Source organism: Rhodococcus sp. NPDC058532, from assembly GCF_042719255.1.
Taxonomy (GTDB): domain Bacteria; phylum Actinomycetota; class Actinomycetes; order Mycobacteriales; family Mycobacteriaceae; genus Rhodococcus_G.
This window is the reverse complement of record NZ_JBHXNU010000002.1, coordinates 14,552-37,303: the sequence shown is the minus strand read 5'-3', so window position 1 is coordinate 37,303 and position 22,752 is coordinate 14,552. Positions and strand designations below refer to the sequence as shown.

General features: G+C 70.2%; 25 protein-coding genes and 1 riboswitch. Of the genes, 12 read left to right on the top strand and 13 right to left on the bottom strand.

The features are described from left to right. Positions 1-182: 182 nt before the first annotated feature. Genes ACFWQG_RS02985 through mnhG form a run of 6 tightly spaced genes read left to right on the top strand, consistent with a single transcriptional unit; the run spans position 183 to position 6,444 of the window. A complete protein-coding gene (locus ACFWQG_RS02985) occupies positions 183-3,014 on the top strand; it encodes a Na+/H+ antiporter subunit A (protein WP_378506101.1) in 2,832 nt (943 codons plus the stop codon). Continuing rightward, the gene (locus tag ACFWQG_RS02980; protein WP_378506100.1) at positions 3,011-3,676 is read left to right on the top strand and encodes a Na(+)/H(+) antiporter subunit C; all 666 of its coding nucleotides are present in this window, start codon (positions 3,011-3,013) and stop codon (positions 3,674-3,676) included. Before ACFWQG_RS02985 ends, ACFWQG_RS02980 begins: the two co-directional genes overlap by 4 nt. Then, a complete protein-coding gene (locus ACFWQG_RS02975; RefSeq protein WP_378506099.1) occupies positions 3,673-5,289 on the top strand; it encodes a Na+/H+ antiporter subunit D in 1,617 nt (538 codons plus the stop codon). The genes ACFWQG_RS02980 and ACFWQG_RS02975 overlap by 4 nt, the downstream gene beginning before the upstream one ends. Next, positions 5,286-5,843 (top strand): Na+/H+ antiporter subunit E, encoded by a 558-nt coding sequence (locus ACFWQG_RS02970; protein ID WP_378506098.1) that lies wholly within the window; start codon positions 5,286-5,288, stop codon positions 5,841-5,843. The genes ACFWQG_RS02975 and ACFWQG_RS02970 overlap by 4 nt, the downstream gene beginning before the upstream one ends. Then, positions 5,840-6,100, top strand: a complete 261-nt coding sequence (locus tag ACFWQG_RS02965; RefSeq protein WP_378506097.1) for a monovalent cation/H+ antiporter complex subunit F — start codon at positions 5,840-5,842, stop codon at positions 6,098-6,100. The genes ACFWQG_RS02970 and ACFWQG_RS02965 overlap by 4 nt, the downstream gene beginning before the upstream one ends. Continuing rightward, positions 6,097-6,444 (top strand): monovalent cation/H(+) antiporter subunit G, encoded by a 348-nt coding sequence (mnhG, locus tag ACFWQG_RS02960; protein ID WP_378506096.1) that lies wholly within the window; start codon positions 6,097-6,099, stop codon positions 6,442-6,444. Before ACFWQG_RS02965 ends, mnhG begins: the two co-directional genes overlap by 4 nt. Positions 6,445-6,499: 55 nt before the next feature. On the opposite strand, the gene ACFWQG_RS02955 is transcribed toward mnhG, so the two are convergent. From ACFWQG_RS02955 to ACFWQG_RS02930, 6 genes are all read right to left on the bottom strand, one after another. Then, positions 6,500-7,318 carry a DUF559 domain-containing protein gene (locus ACFWQG_RS02955; protein ID WP_378506095.1) on the bottom strand — a complete coding sequence of 273 codons (819 nt, stop codon included), beginning with the start codon at positions 7,316-7,318 and terminating at the stop codon, positions 6,500-6,502. 139 nt (positions 7,319-7,457) lie between these two features. Next, complete coding sequence (locus ACFWQG_RS02950) at positions 7,458-8,708, bottom strand: DUF5933 domain-containing protein (protein WP_378506392.1); 1,251 nt, start codon at positions 8,706-8,708, stop codon at positions 7,458-7,460. Positions 8,709-8,800: 92 nt separating this feature from the next. Further along, positions 8,801-9,919, bottom strand: coding sequence for a glutamate--cysteine ligase (locus tag ACFWQG_RS02945; protein ID WP_378506094.1), 1,119 nt, complete (start codon positions 9,917-9,919; stop codon positions 8,801-8,803). A gap of 112 nt (positions 9,920-10,031) precedes the next feature. Continuing rightward, entirely contained in the window at positions 10,032-10,703 is a 672-nt protein-coding gene (locus tag ACFWQG_RS02940; RefSeq protein ID WP_378506093.1) for a superoxide dismutase family protein, read from the bottom strand. Positions 10,704-10,812: 109 nt separating this feature from the next. Continuing rightward, positions 10,813-11,373, bottom strand: coding sequence for a LytR C-terminal domain-containing protein (locus tag ACFWQG_RS02935; RefSeq protein WP_378506092.1), 561 nt, complete (start codon positions 11,371-11,373; stop codon positions 10,813-10,815). Positions 11,374-11,464: 91 nt separating this feature from the next. Then, positions 11,465-11,791, bottom strand: a complete 327-nt coding sequence (locus ACFWQG_RS02930) for a DUF3263 domain-containing protein (RefSeq protein WP_378506091.1) — start codon at positions 11,789-11,791, stop codon at positions 11,465-11,467. Between the two features lie 232 nt (positions 11,792-12,023). Between ACFWQG_RS02930 and ACFWQG_RS02925 the strand changes: the two genes are divergently transcribed. From ACFWQG_RS02925 to ACFWQG_RS02910, 4 genes are all read left to right on the top strand, one after another. Next, complete coding sequence (locus ACFWQG_RS02925; protein WP_378506090.1) at positions 12,024-12,614, top strand: peptide deformylase; 591 nt, start codon at positions 12,024-12,026, stop codon at positions 12,612-12,614. Next, positions 12,607-13,662 (top strand): GNAT family N-acetyltransferase, encoded by a 1,056-nt coding sequence (locus ACFWQG_RS02920; RefSeq protein WP_378506089.1) that lies wholly within the window; start codon positions 12,607-12,609, stop codon positions 13,660-13,662. The genes ACFWQG_RS02925 and ACFWQG_RS02920 overlap by 8 nt, the downstream gene beginning before the upstream one ends. Before the next feature lie 85 nt (positions 13,663-13,747). Further along, positions 13,748-14,563: an exodeoxyribonuclease III gene (locus ACFWQG_RS02915; protein WP_378506088.1), complete on the top strand. Its 816-nt coding sequence runs from the start codon at positions 13,748-13,750 to the stop codon at positions 14,561-14,563. Between the two features lie 158 nt (positions 14,564-14,721). Further along, on the top strand, positions 14,722-15,783 hold the full coding sequence (locus ACFWQG_RS02910; protein ID WP_378506087.1) for a methyltransferase: 1,062 nt from the start codon (positions 14,722-14,724) through the stop codon (positions 15,781-15,783). 16 nt (positions 15,784-15,799) lie between these two features. Here ACFWQG_RS02910 and ACFWQG_RS02905 read toward each other — a convergent pair whose 3' ends face one another. Both ACFWQG_RS02905 and ACFWQG_RS02900 read right to left on the bottom strand, forming a co-directional pair. Further along, entirely contained in the window at positions 15,800-16,174 is a 375-nt protein-coding gene (locus ACFWQG_RS02905) for a GNAT family N-acetyltransferase (protein ID WP_378506086.1), read from the bottom strand. Positions 16,175-16,280: 106 nt separating this feature from the next. Continuing rightward, positions 16,281-16,622, bottom strand: coding sequence for a GNAT family N-acetyltransferase (locus ACFWQG_RS02900; RefSeq protein WP_378506085.1), 342 nt, complete (start codon positions 16,620-16,622; stop codon positions 16,281-16,283). Between the two features lie 132 nt (positions 16,623-16,754). Beyond that, a riboswitch (TPP riboswitch) is annotated at positions 16,755-16,882 on the top strand. Here ACFWQG_RS02900 and thiC point away from each other — a divergent pair. Both thiC and thiD read left to right on the top strand, forming a co-directional pair. Further along, entirely contained in the window at positions 16,874-18,418 is a 1,545-nt protein-coding gene (thiC, locus tag ACFWQG_RS02895; protein WP_378506084.1) for a phosphomethylpyrimidine synthase ThiC, read from the top strand. Its footprint overlaps the riboswitch before it by 9 nt. An 11-nt stretch (positions 18,419-18,429) precedes the next feature. After that, complete coding sequence (gene thiD / locus ACFWQG_RS02890; protein ID WP_378506083.1) at positions 18,430-19,296, top strand: bifunctional hydroxymethylpyrimidine kinase/phosphomethylpyrimidine kinase; 867 nt, start codon at positions 18,430-18,432, stop codon at positions 19,294-19,296. Here thiD and ACFWQG_RS02885 read toward each other — a convergent pair. The 5 genes from ACFWQG_RS02885 to ACFWQG_RS02865 all read right to left on the bottom strand — a co-directional run bounded on the left by ACFWQG_RS02885 (position 19,284) and on the right by ACFWQG_RS02865 (position 22,666). Beyond that, the gene (locus ACFWQG_RS02885) at positions 19,284-19,469 is read right to left on the bottom strand and encodes a hypothetical protein (protein WP_378506082.1); all 186 of its coding nucleotides are present in this window, start codon (positions 19,467-19,469) and stop codon (positions 19,284-19,286) included. The genes thiD and ACFWQG_RS02885 overlap by 13 nt on opposite strands. 42 nt (positions 19,470-19,511) lie before the next feature. Beyond that, the gene (locus ACFWQG_RS02880) at positions 19,512-19,952 is read right to left on the bottom strand and encodes a PLDc N-terminal domain-containing protein (RefSeq protein ID WP_378506081.1); all 441 of its coding nucleotides are present in this window, start codon (positions 19,950-19,952) and stop codon (positions 19,512-19,514) included. Between the two features lie 102 nt (positions 19,953-20,054). Then, the gene (locus tag ACFWQG_RS02875) at positions 20,055-20,888 is read right to left on the bottom strand and encodes an adenylate/guanylate cyclase domain-containing protein (protein ID WP_378506080.1); all 834 of its coding nucleotides are present in this window, start codon (positions 20,886-20,888) and stop codon (positions 20,055-20,057) included. A gap of 48 nt (positions 20,889-20,936) precedes the next feature. Next, positions 20,937-21,731 (bottom strand): ABC transporter permease, encoded by a 795-nt coding sequence (locus tag ACFWQG_RS02870; RefSeq protein WP_378506079.1) that lies wholly within the window; start codon positions 21,729-21,731, stop codon positions 20,937-20,939. After that, positions 21,731-22,666, bottom strand: coding sequence for an ABC transporter ATP-binding protein (locus ACFWQG_RS02865; RefSeq protein ID WP_378506078.1), 936 nt, complete (start codon positions 22,664-22,666; stop codon positions 21,731-21,733). The genes ACFWQG_RS02870 and ACFWQG_RS02865 overlap by 1 nt, the downstream gene beginning before the upstream one ends. Positions 22,667-22,752 lie beyond the last annotated feature (86 nt).

Below are 22,752 nucleotides of genomic sequence, written 5' to 3'. Positions count from 1 at the left end.
GGTTCATGTGCCAGTTCCGGACGGCGGATGGCACATGAACCCCCGTTCAATGCTTCGTGGGGTAGGCGGAGCCGCCTGCAGGAAGAAAGCTGGCGTGCCCTAAACTGGACATCACCGCCCGGATACTCCCGGGCGTATCGACACCCCGCCGCCGCACGGCAACGACCCCCGACGGAGTGCCCTTGCTCGCTATATTGTTCGCCCACGCAATCGCCGCCGTTCTGGCGCCAGCTGCCGTGCGAACAATGGGGCGCAACGCATTTCTGCCGCTGTCGCTGGTGCCCGCCGGGTCACTGGTGTGGGTGATCGCGAACTGGAACACCGAACAGTCGCTGCACATCAGCTGGGCTCCGGGCCTGTCGATGGACATCGACATGCGGTTCGACTCCCTCGCCGCGATCATGTCCGCGCTGATCCTCGGCATCGGCACCCTCGTGCTGATCTACTGCTCGCGGTACTTCCAGAACGACGAGACCCGGCTCGGCATCTTCGCCGCCGAGATGGTCGCGTTCGCCGGCGCCATGTTCGGCCTGGTCACCAGCGACAACATGCTCATCCTCTACACGTTCTGGGAACTGACGACGATCCTGTCGTTCCTGCTGGTCGGTCACTACGCCGAACGCGCGTCGAGCCGACGGGCCGCCACCCAGGCCCTGCTGGTGACCACCGCGGGCGGCCTCGCGATGCTGGTCGGCTTCATCATCCTCGGTCAGGTCGGCGGCAGCTACCAGATCTCGGTGCTGCTGGAGAACCCGCCCGGCGGCTGGCTCCCCGCGGTCGGCGTAGTGCTGGTGCTGATCGGCGCGCTGTCGAAGTCCGCGATCATCCCGATGCATTTCTGGCTGCCCGGAGCGATGGCCGCACCCACCCCGGTCAGCGCCTACCTGCACGCCGCCGCGATGGTGAAGGCGGGCATCTACCTGATCGCCAGGCTGGCACCGGGGTTCGCCGACTCCGGACCGTGGCGGGTCACCGTGATGACGCTCGGCCTCGGCACCATGCTGCTCGGCGGCTGGCGGGCGATGCGGGCGTTCGACCTCAAACTGATCCTCGCCTTCGGCACCGTCAGCCAGCTCGGCTTCCTCACCGTCCTGGTCGGCACCGGCACCCGCGACGCCGCCCTCGCGGGGATGGCGCTGGTCGTCGCGCACGCCATGTTCAAGGCCGCCCTGTTCATGGTCGTCGGCATCATCGACCACACCACCGGCACCCGCGACATCCGCAAGCTCGCGCACCTCGGCAGGGCCGCGCCGGTGCTATGCCTCGTCGCGATCGCGGCCGCGGCCAGCATGGCCGGGCTGCCCCCGTTCTTCGGGTTCGTCGGCAAGGAGGGCGCCCTCGAGGCGATCGCCACCGCGTCGGTGCTCAATCCGACCGTCCGCTGGATCGAACTGGCGGGCATCGTTGCCGGGTCGATCCTCACCGTCGCCTACAGCATCCGCTTCATCTGGGGCGCGTTCGGCCGCAAGCAGCTCACCCACCCGAGCCCCGCGGTCGCGGCCATGCACCGGCCCGGTCTGCTGTTCCTTGCGGTTCCGACGGTGCTGGCGGCGGCCGGGCTGGTCACGGGCCTGATCTCGCCGGTGATGGACGCCCTGCTCAGCGCGTACGCGAACAGCCTGCCCGGCAGCCAGCACTACCACCTCGCGCTGTGGCACGGGTTCGGGCTCGCGCTGTGGCTGACCGTGCTGGTCGTCGCGGGCGGCGTCGGGGTGTACCTGATGCACCGTCGGGTCAGCAGGCTGCGATTCGAGCACGCCCCGCTCGGCAACGCCGAACGGGTCTACGACGCGACGCTGCGCGGCATGGACACCGTCTCGCTGCGCCTGACCGGCACCACCCAGCGTGGTTCGCTGCCACTGACCCAGGCCACCATCCTGATCACGCTGGTGCTGCTGCCGACAATCCTGCTGGTGCTCGGCACCGACACCACGACCCGGCTGCGGTTGTGGGAGTCGCCGATCCAGTTCGCCGTCGGCCTCATCATGATCGCGGCCGCGCTGGCCGCGACGGTGATGCGCAACCGGCTCGCCGCCGTCATCCTGGTCGGCGTCACCGGCTACGGCTGCGGCGTCATCTTCGCCCTCGACGGCGCCCCCGACCTCGCGCTGACCCAGTTCCTGGTCGAGACGCTGACCCTGGTGATCTTCGTGCTGGTGCTGCGCAAGCTGCCCGCCGAAACCGACGAACGCCAGTCCGTCGGGTTCAAGCCGGGGCGGGCGCTGCTCGGCGCGGCGGTCGGCGCGATGGTGACCGCGCTCGGCGCCTTCGCGATGAGCGCCCGCAGCACCGAACCGATCTCCGTGCACATGCCGGACCTCGCCTACCACGTCGGCAACGGCAAGAACGTCGTCAACGTGCTGCTCGTCGACATCCGCGCCTGGGACACCCTCGGCGAGATCTGCGTGCTGCTGGTCGCCGCGACCGGCGTCGCCTCGCTGGTGTTCCGCAACCGCCGATTCGGCAGCGCGCCGCGGGTCGCGGACGTTCCCGAGTTCGAGTCCCCGGCCTCGGAGACGACGTGGCTGCGGGGCGGCGACCTGATCGACCCCCGACACCGGTCGCTGATCCTCGAGGTCACCACCCGGATGATCTTCCCGACGATGATGGTGCTGTCGGTGTACTTCTTCTTCTCCGGCCACAACGCCCCCGGCGGCGGCTTCGCGGGCGGCCTGACGGCCGGGCTCGCACTGGTCCTGCGCTACCTTGCCGGCGGCCGCTACGAACTCGGTGAAACCGTGCCGATCGACGCGGGCAAGATCCTCGGCCTCGGCCTGATCTTCGCCGCGGGAACCGCGCTGACCTCACTGTTCCTCGGCGCACCCGTGCTGTCGTCCGCGACGATCGAAGTGACGCTGCCGCTGCTCGGCGACATCAAACTGGTCACCGCGCTGTTCTTCGACCTCGGGGTGTACCTGATCGTCGTCGGGCTCGTCCTCGACGTGCTGCGCAGCCTCGGGGCGCGACTCGACTCCGAAGTCGAGACCCGGCCGGAGGAGGTGGCAGCGCGATGAGCGTGAACATCGGGTTCCTCCTCGTCATCGGCGTCCTGATCGCGACCGGCGTCTATCTGCTGCTCGAGCGGTCCATCACGAAGATGCTGCTCGGCCTGCTGCTCTTCGGCAACGGCGTCAACCTGCTGATCCTCACGATGGGCGGCCCGCCCGGCAGCGCCCCGATCGTCGGCCGGTCCAACGACGTGTACGACACGATGGCCGACCCGCTGGCGCAGGCGATGATCCTGACCGCGATCGTGATCACGATGGGCATCGCCGCGTTCGTGCTGGCCCTGGCGTACCGGTCCTACAAGATCAACACCAAGGACGCGGTCGAGGACGACGTCGAGGACACCAAGGTCAAGACCCGCCGCAGCCCGGCCGAGGCCCCCGACCACGACCGCTCCGACGACCCGATCACCGGCGACTCCACGTTCAGCGGCGACGCCTTCGACGACAAGGGCAATCCCATCCCCCTGGAACAGCTCAAGAACCTCGAGGACCTCGAGGTGTACGAGGACCTGCGTGAGGGCGACTTCGACGAGTTCGACCCGAACGGTGACACCATGTCCGACCCGGACGGCAACAACAAGTCCGACCCGGACAGCGACAACACGTCCGACCCGGACGGCGACGACGATCCACGCGACCCGCTGCCCACCGGCGGTGACCGCCGATGACGCTGGTCCAGAACCTCACCCCGCTGCCGGTGCTGGTGCCGATGCTGGCCGCGGCCGTCACCCTCGTCGGCGGCCGCCGGCCCCGGTTCCAGCGCGCCATCACCATCGCGGCGCTCACCGCCGGGCTCGCGGTGTCCGTTGCGCTGCTCTACCTCGCCGACCGGGACGGCATCTCCGCGCTGCAGGTCGGCGGGTGGGACTCCCCGATCGGCATCACCCTCGTCGTGGACCGGCTGTCCGCGACCATGCTCGTCGTCTCCTACACCGTGCTGCTCGCCGTCATGGCCTTCGCGGTAGGGCAGGGCATCCACGACGGCACCGAACGCCAGCCGGTGTCGATCTTCCTGCCCACCTACCTCGCGCTCGCCGCGGGCATCTCCAACGCGTTCCTCGCCGGCGACCTGTTCAACCTGTACGTCGGGTTCGAGGTGCTGCTTGCGGCATCGTTCGTGCTGCTCACCCTCGGTGCCAGCGCCGACCGGGTCCGCGCGGGCGTCTCCTACGTGATGGTGTCGATGGTGTCGTCGCTGATCTTCCTGATCGGCATCGCCCTCGCGTACGGCGCGACCGGCACCCTCAACCTGGCCCAGATGGCGGTCCGGCTCGACGACATTCCCGCCGGGACACGGATGGCGATCTTCGGGGTGCTGCTCGTCGCGTTCGGGATCAAGGCGGCGGTGTTCCCGCTGTCCACCTGGCTACCGGACTCCTACCCGACCGCGCCCGCCCCGGTCACCGCGGTGTTCGCCGGCCTGCTCACCAAGGTCGGCGTGTACGCGATCATCCGGGCGCACACGCTGCTGTTCCCGCAGGGCGAGCTCGACGACGTCCTGCTGGTGTGCGGGCTGCTGACGATGATCGTCGGCATCCTCGGTGCGATCGCCCAGTCCGACATCAAGCGACTGCTGTCGTTCACGCTGATCAGCCACATCGGCTACATGGTGTTCGGCATCGCACTGTCCACCGAGCAGGGCCTGTCCGGCGCCATCTACTACGTTGCGCACCACATCATCGTGCAGACCACACTGTTCCTGGTCGTCGGCCTGATCGAACGGCAGGCAGGATCGTCGTCGCTGCGGCGGCTCGGCGGTCTCGCCGCGGCAAGCCCGGTGCTGGCGATCGTGTTCCTGATCCCGGCCCTCAACCTCGGCGGCATCCCCCCGTTCTCCGGATTCATCGGCAAGATCGCGCTGCTGCAGGCCGGTGCCGCGCACCCGAGCGTGCTGTCGTGGATCCTCGTCGCCGGCGGCACCGTCACCAGCCTGCTGACCCTGTACGTCGTCGCCCGGGTATGGACGAAGGCCTTCTGGCGGGCCCGCGCCGACGCCCCGGAGGGTGACCTCGCGGACGTCAGCCCGTCCGCCCTGATCGACGAGTCCGAGGAAGACATCGCGTTCGTCGACCGCGAGGACGTCGGGCGGATGCCCGCGCTGATGCTGGCACCGACGATCGCGCTGGTCGGTGTCGGGATCGCCCTGACGGTGTTCGCCGGTCAGATCATCGCGGTCACCGACCGGGCAGCCGCGGACCTGCAGGACCGGTCCATCTACATCGAGGCGGTCCTCGGGCCCGGCCACCACGAGCAGGCGACGGCGTCCGGGGGCGACCGATGACGCGGGCGCTGGCGCTGCGGGCGGCGTCGTTGGTGTGGCTGGTCCTCGTGTGGGTGCTGCTGTGGGGCAACGTGTCCGCAGCCAACATTCTCGGCGGGGTGGTCGTCGCCACCCTGATCACGGTGCTGCTGCCGCTGCCGAGGGTGCCGGTGCAGGGGCGGATCCACCTGTGGTCGGTGGTCAAGCTGATCGGCCTCGCGCTCGGCTACGCCGCGCAGTCGAGCGTGCAGGTCGCGTGGCTGTCGGTGCGGCCGGGGCCGCTGCCGGTGACCGGGGTGTTGCGGTGCAGGCTCGGCATCAAGTCCGACCTCGTGCTGACGCTGTGCGTGGACGTGCTGAACCTGATCCCCGGCACCCTGGTGCTCGAGGTCGACCGCGTCAAGCGCGTCGTGTACGTGCACGTGCTCGACATCGGCACCGACAAGGCGGTGCGCCACTTCCACCGAACCGTCCGGCAGCTGGACCGCCTGTTCATCCAGGCCTTCGAGCGGGACACCGAGTGGACACCCGCCCCGCTGCCCGACGACAACGCCACCGAAAGGAGCCCCCGATGACGACCGTGATCGTGATCGCAGGCGTGATGATGTCGATCGCCGCCGTGCTCACCTCGTACCGGCTCCTCGCGGGCCCGCACACCCTGGACCGCCTCGTCGCGATGGACACCCTGGTCGCGGTCGCGATCTGCGGTCTCGCGCTGTGGGCGGCGTACAGCATGGACACCACCCTGGTCCCGGCGATCGTCGCGCTGTCGCTGGTCGGCTTCATCGGCTCGGTGTCGGTGGCCCGTTTCCGGGTGCGTGACGACCAGTGAGCGCCGCACTCGACGTCCTCGCCGCGATCGCGATCCTGCTCGGTGCGCTGCTCGCGATGACCGCGGCGCTGGGCATCGTCCGCTTCGCCGACACCCTCTCCCGCATGCACCCGGCGACCAAACCCCAGGTCATCGGCATGCTCCTGGTGCTGTTCGGGTGCGTCGTCCGGCTGCGCGGCAACGTCGACATCTGGATGCTGGTGCTGGTCGGGCTGTTCACCCTCGTCACCGCGCCGGTCATCGCGCACGTCGTCGGCCGCGTCGCCTACCGCGAGCAGCGGGGTCGGGACGGGCTCGGCATCGTCGGCGACCTCGACCGGGAACAGAATCCCCCCGCGAGTTAGTCGTTTTACCGTTGTTCGACGCGGCATCGACCCGAGAACGACCAACTCGCGGACCTCACCGTGGCAGTTCTGTCACGCCGCCCGCACGCAACGCGTCCGCGACCCGTTCGAGCAGCTCGTCGGGATAGTGCACCACCAACTCCTTCGTCGCGACCACCACATCCCAGCCGAGCCGCCGGACGCTGTTGCGGCGCCGGACATCGCGCGAGTACCGGCCCCGCTCGCGGTGGTGGTCGCCGTCGTACTCGAGCACGACGCGGTACTGCGGCCACGCCATGTCGACACGCGCGACCAGCCGGGCCCGCTCGTCTGTCAGCAGGACCTGGGTGTCCGGTTTCATGAATCCCGCGCGGACGACCAGCAGCCGCGTCCGCGTCTCCCACGGTGATTCGGCGCCGCCGTCAGCGAAGTCCACGACGCGCCTGAGCTGTTTGAGCCCCCGGTCGCCCCGATGCTGCTCGACCATCACCAGCAGATCCTTCGGGTCGCGCCGACCGATGTTGCACAGTCCATCGACCGCCTCGATCGCGGCGTCGAACGGCAGCCGCCGCCCGAGGTCGTACGCGGCCCGCAGGTGCGACGTCAACGCATAGCCGAGCACCTCCTCCGATTCGCCGGACAGCAGGGTGTCGTAGCGGAGCCGGACGCCCGCCCTCCTGCGCGCAGGTGTAGGCAGGACGATCTCCGGTTCCACATCCTCGGGCACGTACCGGTAGCCGTGGAGCGCGGCCGCCGACCACCCGGCCAGCACGCCCTGCGGATAGGTGACCCCCAGCGCCCGCGACCGCTGTGCGAAGTCGAGCGGCTGGTCCGCGCGGATGTATACCCCGGTCAGCACCGCCCGGTAGTCGCGCTCGACCTGCCAGGGCGTCATGCCCTCGAGGAGCCGGGACCGGCGAATCGGTCCGACAGGTCTCGGATCACGCACCATCCCCGGACCCTAACCGCGAGTTAGTCCTTTTCAGGCGGTAGTGACCGAAATCGACAGTAGAACAACTAATTCGCGACGACGACTAACTCACGACCAGGCGCGGCCGTCCACCCCAGCGACCCAACGCCGACCCCGGTGCCGCGAAGAAGGTGGCGTGGAAGGCGACGACGACCGCACCCATCACCCCGAGGATCAGCGGCACCGACAGGTACGGGGCCGCCGCGATCGGCACGGCCAGGTAGCGGTAGCCGCCGAGCAGCGCGGCGAACGCGACCGTGCCGCCGACGACGAGCCGGACCCGGAACCAGCCCCAGCCGCGTTCCGGTTCGCGCAGGGCCGCCTCGATGGTCAGGCACAGCACGACCCCGGCGACCAGGTCGACGGCGTAGTGGTAGCCGAAGCCGAGCGTCGCCATCAGGGTGCACACCAGCCAGAAGGTGCCGCCCCACCGCAGCCACGTCGGCCCCCGGCGCGAATGCACGAAGATCGCCAACGCCCACGCGGTGTGCAGGCTCGGCATGCAGTTGCGGGGCGCGTCCCCGGTGAACACGAACGCCGCCGGGTCGGTGCCGGTCGGGATGACGGTGGGCCAGTAGTCGCCGAGCTGGGCGCCCTGCCCGGCGGTGCCGAACGCGAAGTCGGGTCCGACGACGGGGAACAGCAGGTAGAACACCGGGCCGATCAGGCCGATCGCGAGGAACGTCCGGACCAGGTGGTGCCCCGCCCAACCTGCCCGCAGCTGCCAGAGCGCGACGACGATCGCCGCGACGGGCAGCTCGATGTACACCCAGTGCAGGACGCCGTACCCGACGGGACCGAGCGCGTCGACGACCTGACCCATCACCCACGACGGGCTGCCGAACGCGCGGTCGGCGAGCTCGAGGTACTCGTCGAGGACGGCGGGGCGCGTCATCACCGTGATCTGCAACCAGACGTCACCGATCTTCGTCGCGACGATCAGCAGGGCCCCGAACCCGACGCCGAGCAGCACGCCGCGCCTGCGCTCACCGGTCCACCGCACCGCCGCGACCACGGCGATCAGGGTCAACACCCAGGTGGGGCCGTTCCCGACCGCGAACGGCCCGCCCTGCAGCAGCCGACCCGCGAGGAACACCAGGTCGATGCCGACGGCCGCCGCGACCGCGGCAACGCGCTGCCGGTTCGTCAACCCGACGAGGCCAAGCGCCAGCCCGGCCCACGGCACCGACATCGACTTGGGGGTGCCGACGAAGTCCCTGGCGAGTGACTGCACCGGCCCCTCGAACCCGGATCGGGTCGCGACGACCTGCAGCACCAGCATTGCCACCACGACGGTGGCCACCGCGGCGGGCACGAGGACCCGCCGTCCACCCGCCCGCCACGCCGCACTGGCGGTCGAGTTGTCAGTCAGCACCCGTACATAGTAAACGGTGCGTGAACTGCGCTTTAACGCTCCAGTTCGGTGACGAGTGCGTCCACGACGGCGGTCAGATCGCCACCGTTGCCCGCCGCGACCGCCCGCTGCCGCTGATAGGACGCCCCCCGTCGCGGGATGTCCGCGACCCTGGCCAATTCGTCCGCGCAGCCGAGTTCCACCGCGAGCGGCGCGAGCTGCTCGAGCAGATCGTCGAGGTCGTCGGTGACGAGGCGTTCGTTGCTGGCGGCGTCCAGGATGATCTCGGCGTCGAGGCCGTACCGCGCGGCCCGCCACTTGTTCTCCTGCACATGCCAGGGCGGCATCCCCGGCAGCTCGATGCCCGCCTCCAGCTGCCGGTCGAAGTGGACGACCAGGCAGTGGATCAGCGCAACCAGGGACTCCAACTCACCGCGGGTGGAGACGCCGTCGCAGACCCGGACCTCGATCGTGCCCCACTGCGGGGCGGGCCGGATGTCCCAGTGCAGGGCACCGAGCCGCTCGATCACCCCGGTCTTCATCTGGTCGTGGACGAAGCCCTCGAACTGCGCCCACGTCTCGAACTGGAACGGCAGCCCGGCGGTCGGGAGCTGCTGAAACATCAGGGCCCGGTTGCTGGCGTATCCGGTGTCGACGCCCGCCCACATCGGCGACGACGCCGACAACGCGAGCAGGTGCGGATACTTGACCAGCAGCGCGTTGATGATCGGGAACACCTTGTGCGCCGACGACACCCCGACGTGGACGTGCACCCCCCAGATCAGCATCTGCCGACCCCACCACTGGGTCCGCTCGATCATCTCGTCGTAGTGCGGATTGGGCGTGACCTGCTGGGTGGACCACTGCGCGAACGGGTGGGTGCCCGCGCACATCAGCTCGACGTTCTCGCGGTGCGCCGCCCGGCGCAGCAGCGTCATCGTCTCCTGCAGGTCCGCCATCGCCTCCGCGGTGGTGTCGCAGATCCCGGTGACGAGTTCCACGGTGTTGCGCAGGAACTCCTTGTGCAACCGCGGCGCGTCCGCGAGGTCCGCGGCGGCGGCCAGGACCTGCGCGGCGCTGTTGGACAGGTCGCGGGTGTCCGGGTCGACCAGCGCGACCTCCCACTCGACGCCGATCGTGGGCCGGGGCGAACCGGCGAAATGGACTGCCACAGCCCGAATCCAACCACAGTCCCGACGACGACGCCGCGACCGGAAACCGGCCTGTGGCCGAGGTCTCCGATCGCGGCGGGTGGTCGAGCTCGGGTTCCGCTGCGCGGTGGTGTTACTTGATCACACCGCAGGCGACGCGGGCGCCAGCGTCGCCGGTGTCCAGGGTGGCCTGATCCGGCGCGGGGGCGTACCGGGTCGGGATGTTCGCGAAGTTGTCGGCACCGGCGTGCACGACGATCGCGGTGCCCTCACCGTGGTTCTGCAGATCCTCGATCGTGAACGCGTCGGTGGTGGTCGTCAGGTTCGCGGTACCGTCCGCACGCACGAACAGCGACGGCAGGTCGCCGCTGGCCGGGTTGCCGCCGTGGCCCTCGACCTGCAGGTGCCCACCGGCGGAGACGAAGTCGCCCTCGCAGCTGCCGACCGAGTGAATGTGCAGGCCGTGGAAGCCGGGCTCGAGGCCGTTCGCCGCGACGGTCACGACCACGTTCTCACCGGAGCCGACGAACGTCGCGGTCCCGGCCGCCTTGCCGTCCGCACCCTTGAGCACGGTGTTGAGCCGGTCGGCATGCTCGGCGCCGTGGCCCTCGCCTGCGTCACCCTCGGGTGCGGGCGCGCCGGTCCACACGGCAGGGGTGGTGCCCTGAACGTCGCTCGCCACCTCGTTCGGCGGGCTGCAGGCGGTGAGGCCAACGGCCGCGATCGCAACCATCGGGGCGACGACGCGCAGGGACACGCGGCGTGACCGGGTCGTCTGCGAATCGCGTCGGGTAAGCAAGGCCATCAAACCGCTCCTTCGAGATGGGCTGGAAGTGCACTGATCATAGCCAGCCGGGCGAACCGGCCGACCGGTGGTCTACGACGCCGCATAGTTGAGCGGCTCCGCCCCTCGTCTACTGGGAGGTGACGATGACGATCACGCCGGGGGACGCCGTCGCGATCCCGCCGAACCGCTGTTCGGCGGTGATGCCGAGATCCGCGGCGATCTGCTGCGCCGCCTGCCGCTCCGCCGCCGAGTTCGCGCTGTAATAGGCGGTCGTCTTCGCGACGTTGCCGCTGCTGTAGTTGCCGGTCTCGGCCACCGTCCAGCCCTCCGACTCGAGGGTGCCCGCGGTCTGCGCGGCAAGACCGCTGACGGTGCTGTTGTTGAAGACCCGCACCGGGACCGCCGACCGGTCGACGGCGGCGGTGGTCGGCGTCGCCGCAGCGGCGACCGGAGCGAGGGTGGTCGGCGAGACGGGCGCCGGTGTCGTTGCCCGAGCCGACGCCGCAGGCGCGTTCGGCGCCCCCGTGACCGGGGCCACGCTGGGCAGCACCTCGGACGAGCGGGTGTCCGACCCGGAGTTCGACAGGGTCAACGCTCCGATGCCCGCGAACGCGATGGCCAGGGCGATGAGAACCATCGCGAGTGCGCGTAGTGGGGGTCCCGACGGTGCCGGCTGCGGGGTGCTCACGGGTTCGACCATACGGGTCGGGGCCCCATCTGCGTCATCTGGGCACGCGGGCCGATCGCGCGGGCCGCACCACGAGGATCGGGCGACATGGCTAGGTGACGTCGAAACCGAGGCGGCGGGCGGCGCGCGCCTTCTGCCTGCTCGCGCGCAGCCGACGCAGCCGTTTGACCAGCATCGGATCCGCGGCAAGGGCCTCCGGCCGGTCAACGAGCGCGTTGAGCACCTGGTAGTAGCGGGTCGCCGACATGTCGAACAGTTCCTTGATGGCATCCTCCTTCGCGCCCGCGTACTTCCACCACTGGCGTTCGAAGGTCAGAATGTCGTGATCGCGGCGGGTGAGTCCGTCCGCTCCGACCCCGGCGCTCTCCGGCTGGTCGGTGGGCTGCGAATTCCGGCTACGCGCGACTGCGCCGTCCATCTCACTCCTCAACGTCGAACTCTCGCCCCATCCATCAGCGAAGGCTAAAGCTCCCCACCGACAGATCCGGGTGCACCGATCCGGCGACGAATGACAACCCTGTACTTCCGACGGCTATTGAACCACGGTGACCGCACCCGTTCCCCGGTTCGCGGTGCTGGCGCGTCGCGATGCGGGGCCCGGCGGCATCCGGCAACAGGGCGCACCGATCGCCACCACTATTCTCGGTCGCATGGCAATTCTTCCTATCGTGATCGTCGGTGACCCGGTTCTCCATCAGCCGACTGCGCCGGTGACGCAGCCGCTGTCCGAGATCGCCGAGCTCGTCGCCGACATGTACGACACGATGGACGCCGCGAACGGCGTCGGCCTTGCCGCCAATCAGGTGGGCGTCGGCCTGCGGGTGTTCGTGTACGACTGCCCGGACTACGACGTGAACCCGGACGGGGAGCGGCGTCGCGGCGAGGTGGTCAATCCGGTGCTGGAGACCTCGGAGATCCCCGAGTCGATGCCGGACCCCGACGACGACGAGGAGGGCTGCCTGTCCGTCCCGGGTGAGCAGTTCCCCACCGGCCGCGCGAACTGGGCGAAGGTGACCGGGGTCGACGTGAACGGCGATCCGGTGACGATCGAGGGCACCGGCTTCTTCGCCCGGATGCTGCAGCACGAGGTCGGGCACCTGGACGGCTTCCTCTACACGGATGTGCTGATCGGGCGGAACGCCCGCGCCGCGAAGAAGATCATCAAGCGGTCCGGCTGGGGTGTCCCCGGCCTGTCCTGGACGCCCGGCACGGTCGAGGACCCGTTCGGTCACGATGACTGACGACCCGGCGGGCAGCGGCAGGCACCACCGCCCGCCGCCCGTGCCGGGTGGGGGCGGCACCCCCGGTCCCGAAACGGTGCCGCACCGGGCCAGGACCGCGCCCCGCCTCGGCAGCCGGGTGGTGCTGCGCTACAAGCTGCCGCCCGGCTATCCGCAGCCGCTGACCGACATGATCGGCGAACTCGTCGCGCTGACGCCCGCGGTCGTGGTGCGCGCCCAGGACGGTCGGGTCGCGCAGGTCGAGCGCGGCCAGGTCGTCGCGCTGAAGGAGATCGGGGCGCGCCCGGTCGCGACCCGCGAGATCCGGGCGCTCGAACTCGCGGCGGCGGACGGCTGGCCGGGGACCGACCAGTCCTGGATCGACGGCTGGCTGGCACGGGCGGGCGCGGGGATCACCGGCCGCGCGAACTCCGCCGCCCCGCTCGGTCGGGCGCACCGGATCGGTGACCTGCACTCCGGTGACACCCTGGACCGGCTGCACGCCTGGTACGCGGAGCGGCGACTGCCGCTGACGCTGCTGCTGCCGGACCGCCTCGGGGCGGCCCCCGACGGCTGGACCGTGTCGGCGGAGGTTCAGGTGATGGCGGCGGACATCACCAATCTGACGTTGCCGGACGGCGAGTCGATGGTGACGGTCGATCCGGCGCCGGGGGCGGGCTGGCGGTCGCTGCGCCGACCCGGAACGGGGGTGTCGGACCGGGAGGTTGCGGTGCTGACCGCGGTCCGTGACGGCGAACTCGGATTCGGGGTCCTCGGCGCCGCGGGGTCGGAACCACTCGGCATCGCCCGGGCCGCGATCACCGAGGCACCGGACGGCAGGCGCTGGGTGGGGCTGACCGCGGTCGAGGTCGCACCGGCGCACCGCAGGCGCGGGCTGGGGATGCTGGTGTGCGCGGAAATGATCCGCTGGGGCCGCGACCACGGCGCGACGCACGCCTACGTCCAGGTCCGGGCCGACAATCCCGGCGCCCTCGAGTTGTACCGGACCCTCGGGCTGATCGATCACCACCGCTACCGCTACGCCACCGCGCCCGCCCGGTCCGGGTGAAGGGCACCTTCAGCCGGTCCGGCGGGGCGCAGGTGCCCTTCACCCGGCGGGGCGGGCTGTCGGAGCAGCGCACTACGCTGCGGGCATGCGATTGGCGACGTGGAATGTGAACTCCGTTCGGGCCAGGACCGACCGGATCGTGGACTGGCTGACCAGGACCGACGTCGACGTGCTCGCCATGCAGGAGACCAAGTGCCGGGACGACCAGTTCCCGACCGAACGGTTCACCGAACTCGGCTACCAGGTCGCGCACGTCGGCCTTAGCCAGTGGAACGGGGTCGCGATCGTGTCCCGCGTCGGCCTCGACGACATTCAGGTCGGCTTCGAGGGCCAGCCCGGATTCGCGAAGCAGGCCCCGGACAGCCTCGACGTCGTCCCGCCGGTCGTCGAGGCCCGCGCGATCGGCGCGACCTGCGGCGGCGTGCGGGTGTGGAGCCTGTACGTGCCGAATGGCCGCGAGCTGTCGGACCCGCACTACACGTACAAGCTGGACTGGCTCGCGACCCTGCGCGACGATGCGGCGAAGTGGCTGGCCGACGACCCGAACGCGCAGATCGCGCTGGTCGGCGACTGGAACGTCGCGCCGACCGACGAGGACGTGTGGGATCCGGCGCTGTTCGAGGGCAAGACGCACACCTCGCGCCCGGAGCGGGACGCGTTCGCCGCGTTCGAGGAGGTCGGGTTCGCCGAGGTGACCCGGCCGCACACCCCCGGGCCCGGGGTGTACACCTACTGGGACTACACGCAGCTGCGGTTCCCGAAGCGGCAGGGCATGCGGATCGATTTCCAGTACGCCTCCCCCGCGCTGGCAGCCCGCGTCACCGATGCGTCGATCGACCGGGAGGAACGCAAGGGCAAGGGCGCGAGCGATCACGCCCCGGTGATCGTCGACCTGGATTAGGTTCGCGCTCGTCCGTCCGCCGCACCCCCTTCCCTCAGGAGTCCACCGTCGAGACCGCCAATGACCAACCCGACCGGATAGACGCCGCCTGGGTCGAGAACGGTCAACACCGATCGGCCCGCTGGCGCACCAACGGCGACCTCAAGCCGCCGAAGACGGTGGTCATCGCCGGGGATGAACTCCGCGCCGACGACGCGATGCGGCTCGCGTCCGAGGGCACCGCCATGCTGTGGCGAGGCGACTTTCCTGGCGCCCGGCAACTGCTCGATGCGCTGAAGCGGCGGCTTGATCGGCTGCGAGTGCAGGCGGGCCCGGACCTCACGCTGACCTTCCACCGACACCGGCAGGCCAGGGCGCACCGCACCCGGATCCTGAGCATGATCGTCATCGAACTCGGCCCGGACTACGCCATCGACCTGAGGCGGGCACCCGATATCCGGCTGGCGTGCCGCGAGGCGTACGGCGACGCCTCGGAGGCCAGCCTGGTGTCCCTGCAGGAACTGCTGGGGGTCGTCGGTGCACACGAGTGGCGGCGGCGGGGCGTGCAGATCCCGGCGCTCGATGCCCGCATCCACCCCCACTACGGGGTGTTCGCACCGACCCGGAACGAGTACGTCGACCTGGTCGCGGAGGCGGAGTTCCCGGCACGCGTCGGCACGGCGTTCGACATCGGCACCGGCACCGGAGTGCTTGCCGCACTGCTCGCCCGACGCGGCGCCGAGCGGGTGATCGCGACCGACATCGCACCGCGCGCGGTCGCCTGCGCCACCGACAACATCGACCGTCTCGGGCTGGCGGACCGGGTGCAGATCGTCCACACCGACGGATATCCGGACGGGCGCGCCGACCTGGTGGTGTGCAATCCGCCGTGGGTGCCTGCCGCGCCGACGTCGTCGATCGAGTTGGGGGTCTTCGACCGCAAGGGCCAGATGCTCGCCGAGTTCGTCCGCGGACTGCCGGGCCACCTCACCGCGGGCGGGCAGGGATGGCTGGTGCTCTCCGATCTTGCGGAGCGTCTCGGCCTGCGCACCCGCACCCAGCTGACCGACCTGTTCGATCGGTCCGGACTGATCGTGCTCGGCCGCAGCGATGTCCACCCGCGGCACCCGCGGGCGTCCGGCGGTCGCGGCCAACGCAGCCGGGGTCCCGAAGATCCGCTGGCGGCCGTCCGGGCGGCAGAGGTCGTGTCCCTCTGGCGGCTCGCGGCCCGCGACGGCTGACCGCGACGTCGTCGCGTCAGGCGTCGTCGAGCAGCGGCAGGTACTCGGTGTGGGTGCCGAGATAGCGTCGCACGTAGGTGCAGACCGGGTGCACCCGCCATCCGCGCACCCGCGCCTCCTCAAGCACCTCCCGGACCAGCACCGCCGCCCATCCGCGGCCGCCGTGCTCCTCCTTGACCACCGTGTGCATCAACGCGACAGCGGCGCCGTCCGCCGGTGCGCAGTCGACGCCGTCCAGGCGGCGGTATCCGAGGATGCCCACCAGTTCGCCGTCGACCCACAGGTCGAAGCGCGAGTGCGCGGGGTTGTCCTCAACCTGAGCCCGCGCCGCGTCGGCGCGGGCCGCGACGGCGGTCACCGCCGCCGTCCGGTGCTGGTTCCGCTTGAACATGCCGCCATGCAAGCAGCATCCGGGCCGGGCCGCTGCCCGGGACGGGCCCCGTCGACAAGTTGTCGCCCATCCTTCGTCGAATCGTGGCCGAATCGCCGCCCGGCGCTCACACCGGGACCAGAATGTCGCGGTACTCGGGGTTCGCGGCGACGAATCGCTGCAGGTAGGTGCACACGGGCCGGATCTTCCATCCGTACCCGCGGGCCGCGTCGAGCGCCCGCCGGACCATCAGCGCGGCGAGCCCCCGGTGCCCGAAGTCCTCGACGATCACGGTGTGCAGGAAGGAGACGACCGGCGCCGTCGACCGCCGTCGGCCCCTGGCGGCTCCATCGTTCGACTCGAGGTCGTAGTAGCCCAGAATGCCGACGAGGTCGCCGTTGAGCCACAGCTCGAAACGGCTCTGAGCGGCATTGTTCGTCACCTCGGCCGTCGCCTTGTCCGCGAGCATCGGTCCTGTCTCCTTCTGGGTGAAGCGCCGGGCAGCCTGCCCGTAACAGAAATGTGATCCACGCCACTATAGGTCGGCTGGCGGGTGCGCAACAGGGATCGGGCGAAACTGGGCTAGGGTCTCCGGCGACAACTGAACACCCACGGGGGCTCGCACCAGCGGGCTGAGAGGACGGCTAGCTCCTTCGCGAGCGATGAGGGCCGTCGACCGTATGAACCTGACCGGGTAATGCCGGCGTAGGGAGTATTCGAATGAGGGACACCTCTGTCACCACGGCCGTCACCACGGGACCGATCGCGGGCAGCAGCAAGCGGTACCTGGACGTCGACGGGCTGTCGGTGCCGGTGCGCCGCGTGCACCTGACCACCGGCGATCATCTGGACCTGTACGACACGTCCGGCCCGTACACCGAGGACGACGCGCGAATCGACCTTGAGGCGGGCCTGCCGCCGGTGCGGTCGGGCTGGCCGCGGCCTGCCGGGGCCAGCACCCAACTGGGCTGGGCGCGCGCGGGCGTCGTCACCGCCGAGATGCGCTACTGCGCCGCCCGCGAGGGCGTGTCGCCGGAGGTGGTGCGCGACGAGGTCGCCGCCGGTCGGGCGGTGATCCCGGCCAACCGCAATCACCCCGAGCTCGAACCGATGGTGATCGGCAAGCGATTCGGGGTGAAGATCAACGCGAACATCGGCAACTCGGCGGTCACCTCGTCGATCGCCGAGGAGGTCGAGAAGATGGTGTGGGCCACCCGCTGGGGCGCCGACACCATCATGGACCTGTCCACCGGCAGGAACATCCACGAGACCAGGGAGTGGATCCTGCGCAACTCCCCCGTCCCGGTCGGGACGGTGCCGCTCTACCAGGCGCTGGAGAAGGTTGGCGGCGACCCGGCAGCACTGACCTGGGAGCTGTACCGCGACACCGTGATCGAGCAGTGCGAGCAGGGCGTGGACTACATGACGGTGCACGCCGGGGTGCTGCTGCGGCACGTCCCGCTGACCGTGAAGCGGGTCACCGGCATCGTCTCGCGCGGCGGGTCGATCATGGCCGCCTGGTGCCTCGCGCACCACCGGGAGTCGTTCCTGTACACCCACTTCGCGGAGCTGTGCGAGATCCTCGCCCGCTACGACGTCACCTTCTCGCTCGGCGACGGGCTGCGCCCCGGATCCATCGCGGACGCCAACGACGCGGCGCAGTTCGCCGAGCTCCGCACCCTCGGCGAACTGACCGCAATCGCGAAATCCCATGGCGTGCAGGTGATGATCGAGGGCCCGGGGCACGTGCCGATGCACAAGATCGTGGAGAACGTCCGCCTCGAGGAGGAGCTGTGCGAGGAGGCACCGTTCTACACCCTCGGCCCGCTCGCCACCGACATCGCGCCCGCCTACGACCACATCACCTCCGCGATCGGCGCGGCGATGATCGCGCAGGCCGGGACCGCGATGCTCTGCTACGTGACCCCGAAGGAGCATCTGGGGCTGCCGAACCGGGACGACGTGAAGGTCGGCGTCATCACCTACAAGATCGCCGCGCACGCCGCCGACCTGGCCAAGGGGCACCCGCGGGCGCAGGAACGCGACGACGCACTGTCGACGGCCCGGTTCGAGTTCCGCTGGCACGATCAGTTCGCGCTGTCGCTCGACCCGGACACCGCCCGGGAGTATCACGACGAGACGTTGCCCGCCGAGCCAGCGAAATCTGCACACTTCTGTTCGATGTGCGGGCCGAAGTTCTGCTCGATGCGGATCTCCGCCGACGTCCGCCAGGTGTACCTGCCCACCGTTCCGGCGGGTCGATAGGCTCCTTGCTCGTGAACCTGCTGCCGCTGACCCCCGACGGACAGACCCCCGTCCGTGCCCTCACCATCGCCGGTACCGATTCCGGCGGCGGCGCTGGCATTCAGGCCGACTCCCGCACGATGGCGCTGCTCGGTGTGCACGCCTGCGTCGCCGTCGCCGCGGTGACGGTGCAGAACTCGGTGGGGGTGAGCGGTTTTCACGAGATCCCGCCGCAGATCGTGGCCGATCAGGTGCGGTCGGTGGTCGGCGACATCGGGGTGAGCGCCGCGAAGACGGGGATGCTGGCGTCCACCGCGATCATCGAGTCGGTCGCGCAGGTGTGCGGCGAGGTCGGGATCGGCAAGGGCAGGCCGGTGCCGCTGGTGGTGGACCCGGTGTGCGCATCGATGCACGGCGACCCACTGCTGCACGCGGAGGCCCTCGACGCGGTGCGGCACACGCTGATCCCGATCGCGTCGCTGGTCACGCCGAACCTCGACGAGGTCCGGCTGATCACCGGCATCGAGGTCGTCGACGACGCGTCGGCTCGCCGGGCAGCGGAGGCGCTGCACGGGCTCGGCGCGCAGTGGGCGCTGGTCAAGGGCGGTCACCTGCGTACCTCAACGGAATCGACCGACCTGCTCTTCGACGGCGAAACGTTCCACCAGTTCACCGGCCCGCGGATCGACACCGGCAACGACCACGGCGGCGGGGACACCCTCGCCGCCGCGGTCGCATGCGCGCTCGCGCACGGCCGATCGATGCCCGAGGCCGTCGCGTTCGGGAAGCAGTGGGTGACCCGCTGCCTCGCGGCGTCCTACGACCTCGGGGCGGGACACGGCCCCGTCTCCCCGCTGTGGCGGCTGCATCCGGGCGCTGCGGAAGGTCAGTGCGAGTAGTCCCGGAAGGTCATCACGGCCGCGACGAGGATCACCGCCGCCGCGACGATGTAGACCGCTATGCGGAACCAGTAGGGACCGACTTCGTAGTAGTTCACCGCGAACGCGCCGAACATTGCGGCCAGGATGAGCACCATCCCGTACAGGGGCGTCCGCTGTTCCCGATCAGCCATACCATCAGTGTCCGCGCGGACAGCGGCGGTCGCAATGGCCGGTCATTCGGCCTGATCGCCGTCGGCCTCGTCACCGCGGCGGTGCCGCTCGTCGTCACCGCGGCGGTGCCGCTCGTTGGCACTGCGGCGGTGCCGCTCGTTGGCACTGCGCCGCTGCTGCTCCTTCGCGACGCGGCGCTGCTCCTCGGCTCGTTCGCGGCAGCGCCGCAAGAACTCCTCGTCGGACTCACTGCTGACGCCCGCCTGCCGACCGGGCCGGTCGTACTCCGGGAAGCCGGTGACCCGGGCCGGGGCCTGCACACCGACGCCGCCCTGTGGACGCCCGAGTAGCAGCCACAGCACGGATCCGAGCAGCGGCACCAGGATCACGACGATCAGCCACAGGATCTTCGGGAGGTGCCGGACCCGGTGCTCGTCTGCGCAGATCACGTCGACGAGGCACCCCACCCACAGCACCATCACGATCAACCCGAGATACGGCACGCGCCGCCCCTTCCCACGTTCCTCCTCCGGACAAACCGGACCCAGGAGTTTCATCCACGCCGGGCCCCGGCGCGTTACGGGCCGCGGCGGACGACCGCGGGGTCAGTCCCGCTGAACTGTGTACATCCGCAGGTCCGCGGGCACGCCCCGCGGCGCGGACGAGAACAGTCCACGACGGAACGGTCGAGCAAGCAGGCCCAGCTCGGCAAGCCGCTCGGAGCCGAGCGCGTCGACGGTCGCCGCGGAGGCCATCACGTGGCCGTCGGCGCCTGCCTGCATCACCCTGGCGGCGATGTTGACGTCGACCCCGAGCCAGTCGGCGCCGACCTGGCGAGGAATGCCGGTGTGCACGCCGACCCGCATCCGGGGGCGGTGGCCGTGGCACTCCACCCCGCCCAACGCCGATCGGGCGGCGAACACGGCTTCGATGGCGCGGTCGGGGCGGGCGAACACGGCCATCATCCCGTCGCCCATCCGCTTGACGACGAGTCCGCCGCGCTCGACGACGGGAGGTTCGATCGCGCGGGCCACCTCGCGGAGCAGGTCGATCGTCGCCTCGTCGCCCGCGGCGAGCGCGAAGTCGGAGTAGCCGACGAGGTCGGTGAAGACGAGCGTCATCTCCCGCGTGCCCCGGCCGTGACCGGTGCGTTCGAGCACCGCCTGCCACAGTTGCAGCGCGCCGAACCCGGCCTCGCGGGCGGCGCCGGGCCGTTCGCCCCGCAGCCGGTCGGCGACCCGGGCAACCGCCCGCACCCCGCCCGGTCCCGCGGTGGAGAGCGGGTCCCCGAAGCTGGCATCGCCGGGCAGGGCGCGCCGGACCCGCCGGACCGTGTCGACCACGGCGGGTGCGCTGTCCACCGCGCGCAGCCAGGCCAGCGCGGACGCGACGCGGCGCGCACCGTCGCCGGACTGCCCGGCCGCAGGCTCCTCGGTCACCGGCAAAGTGTAACCACCCGTCACAGACAGGAGCCTGCGGCGCAGCGCCTACGCGTCGCGCTTGTTGACGACGAACAGCGCGGCCCCGAACACCACGGCGACGAACACCGCGAAGTAGACGAGGCTCCCCCACGGACCCCAGTGCCAGTCGATGCCCTGGTCGGAGCCGAGGAAATGATTCGCATTGGCAAACGGCAGGAACGGCTGGATCTCGCGGCCCACCCTGCCGAACAGTCCGAACAGCGATTCGATCAGCAGCGGCCACAGCAACAGCAGCGTGATCGCGCCAGCGGACTGCCGCACCAGCGACCCGACCGCGACGGCAAGCGCGACGCACAGCAGCGCATAGATCGGCACCCCGTAGATCGCTCGCCAGGATTCGGATCCGGACAGCGTCAGCAGCGCGCCCGCCTCGCTCCCCGCGGTGGCCTTCGCGATCGCGTACGCACCGAACGTCAGCCCGAAGGTCAGCACCGCACCGAAGACCCCGATCAGGCCGGCCTTCGTGAGCAGCACCGTGTCCCGCTTCGGCACCGCCTGGAAGGTGGTGCGGATGAGGCCGAACCGGTACTCACTGGTCACCGCGAGCGCGGCCATGATCATCAGGATAAGAACGCCGAACCCGCTGACGCCGCCGACCGAGTCCGCGAGGGTCGGCAGGAACGGGTCGTAGCCGGGGTCCTCGCCGGTCGCGACCTGATCGTGGTATGCGCTGAGCCCCACCTTCGCCGTCACGCCGATCACGGCGGCAAGGACGAGCCCCAACACGACGATCGCGGCGGTGCACCACCACGGCGACTTCGTCGAGGTGAGCTTGATGCGTTCCGCTGCAACGACACCCATCAGAGCGTCCCTCCCATCACGTCGGCGTGGTACTGCACGTCGTCCCCTGTCATCTTCATGAATGCGTCCTCAAGCGACCCGCGCTGCGCCGCCAACTCGTGCAGCACGATGCCCTGCCCGCCGGCGATCTGCCCGACGGTGTCGGTCGTGGCGCCGCGCACGATCAACGCGGCATCACCGTCCGGGCCCGCGCCGTCGGACTCCACGGACAGGCCCTGCCCGACGAGGGCCGCCTGCAGCACCTCGAGCTGCGGGCTGCGCACCCGCACCGACGCCTCCGAGGACCGGTCGACGAATTCCTTGACCGGGGAATCGGATACCAGCCGACCTCGCCCGATCACGACGAGATGCTCTGCGGTCAAAGCCATCTCGGACAGCAAATGGCTCGAGACGAGGACCGTCCGACCCTCGCCGGCGAGGCGCTGCATGAACTTGCGGATCCAGACGATGCCCTCGGGGTCGAGACCGTTGACCGGCTCGTCGAACAGCAGCACCTGCGGATCGCCGAGCAGCGCACCGGCCAACCCGAGCCGCTGCGCCATGCCGAGCGAGAACCCGCCCGCCTTCTTCCCGGCGACCTCGGTGAGACCGACCAGACGCAGCACCTCGTCGACCCGGGACGACGGAATCCCGTTGGAGGCGGCCATCCACTGCAGGTGTGCCCGCGCGGACCGGTTGGGGTGCACCCACTTGGCGTCGAGCAGTGCGCCGACGGTCCGGAGCGGCTGCGGCAGATCGTGGTACGGCTTGCCGTCGATCAGTGCCACGCCCGCGGTCGGCCGGTCCAACCCGAGGATCATCCGCATGGTCGTCGACTTGCCCGCGCCGTTCGGCCCGAGGAACCCGGTGACGATCCCCGGCCGGACCGTGAAGGTCAGGTCGTCGACCGCCCGCACGTCCCCGAATGTCTTGGTCAGTCCCCTCACTTCAATCATGACCACCAGCATTCCCGAAAAACCGGAGGCGCACATCATTCCCTGGTGGCGCGCCGTGTCATCCGTGGGGCTGACAGGCCGTCAGG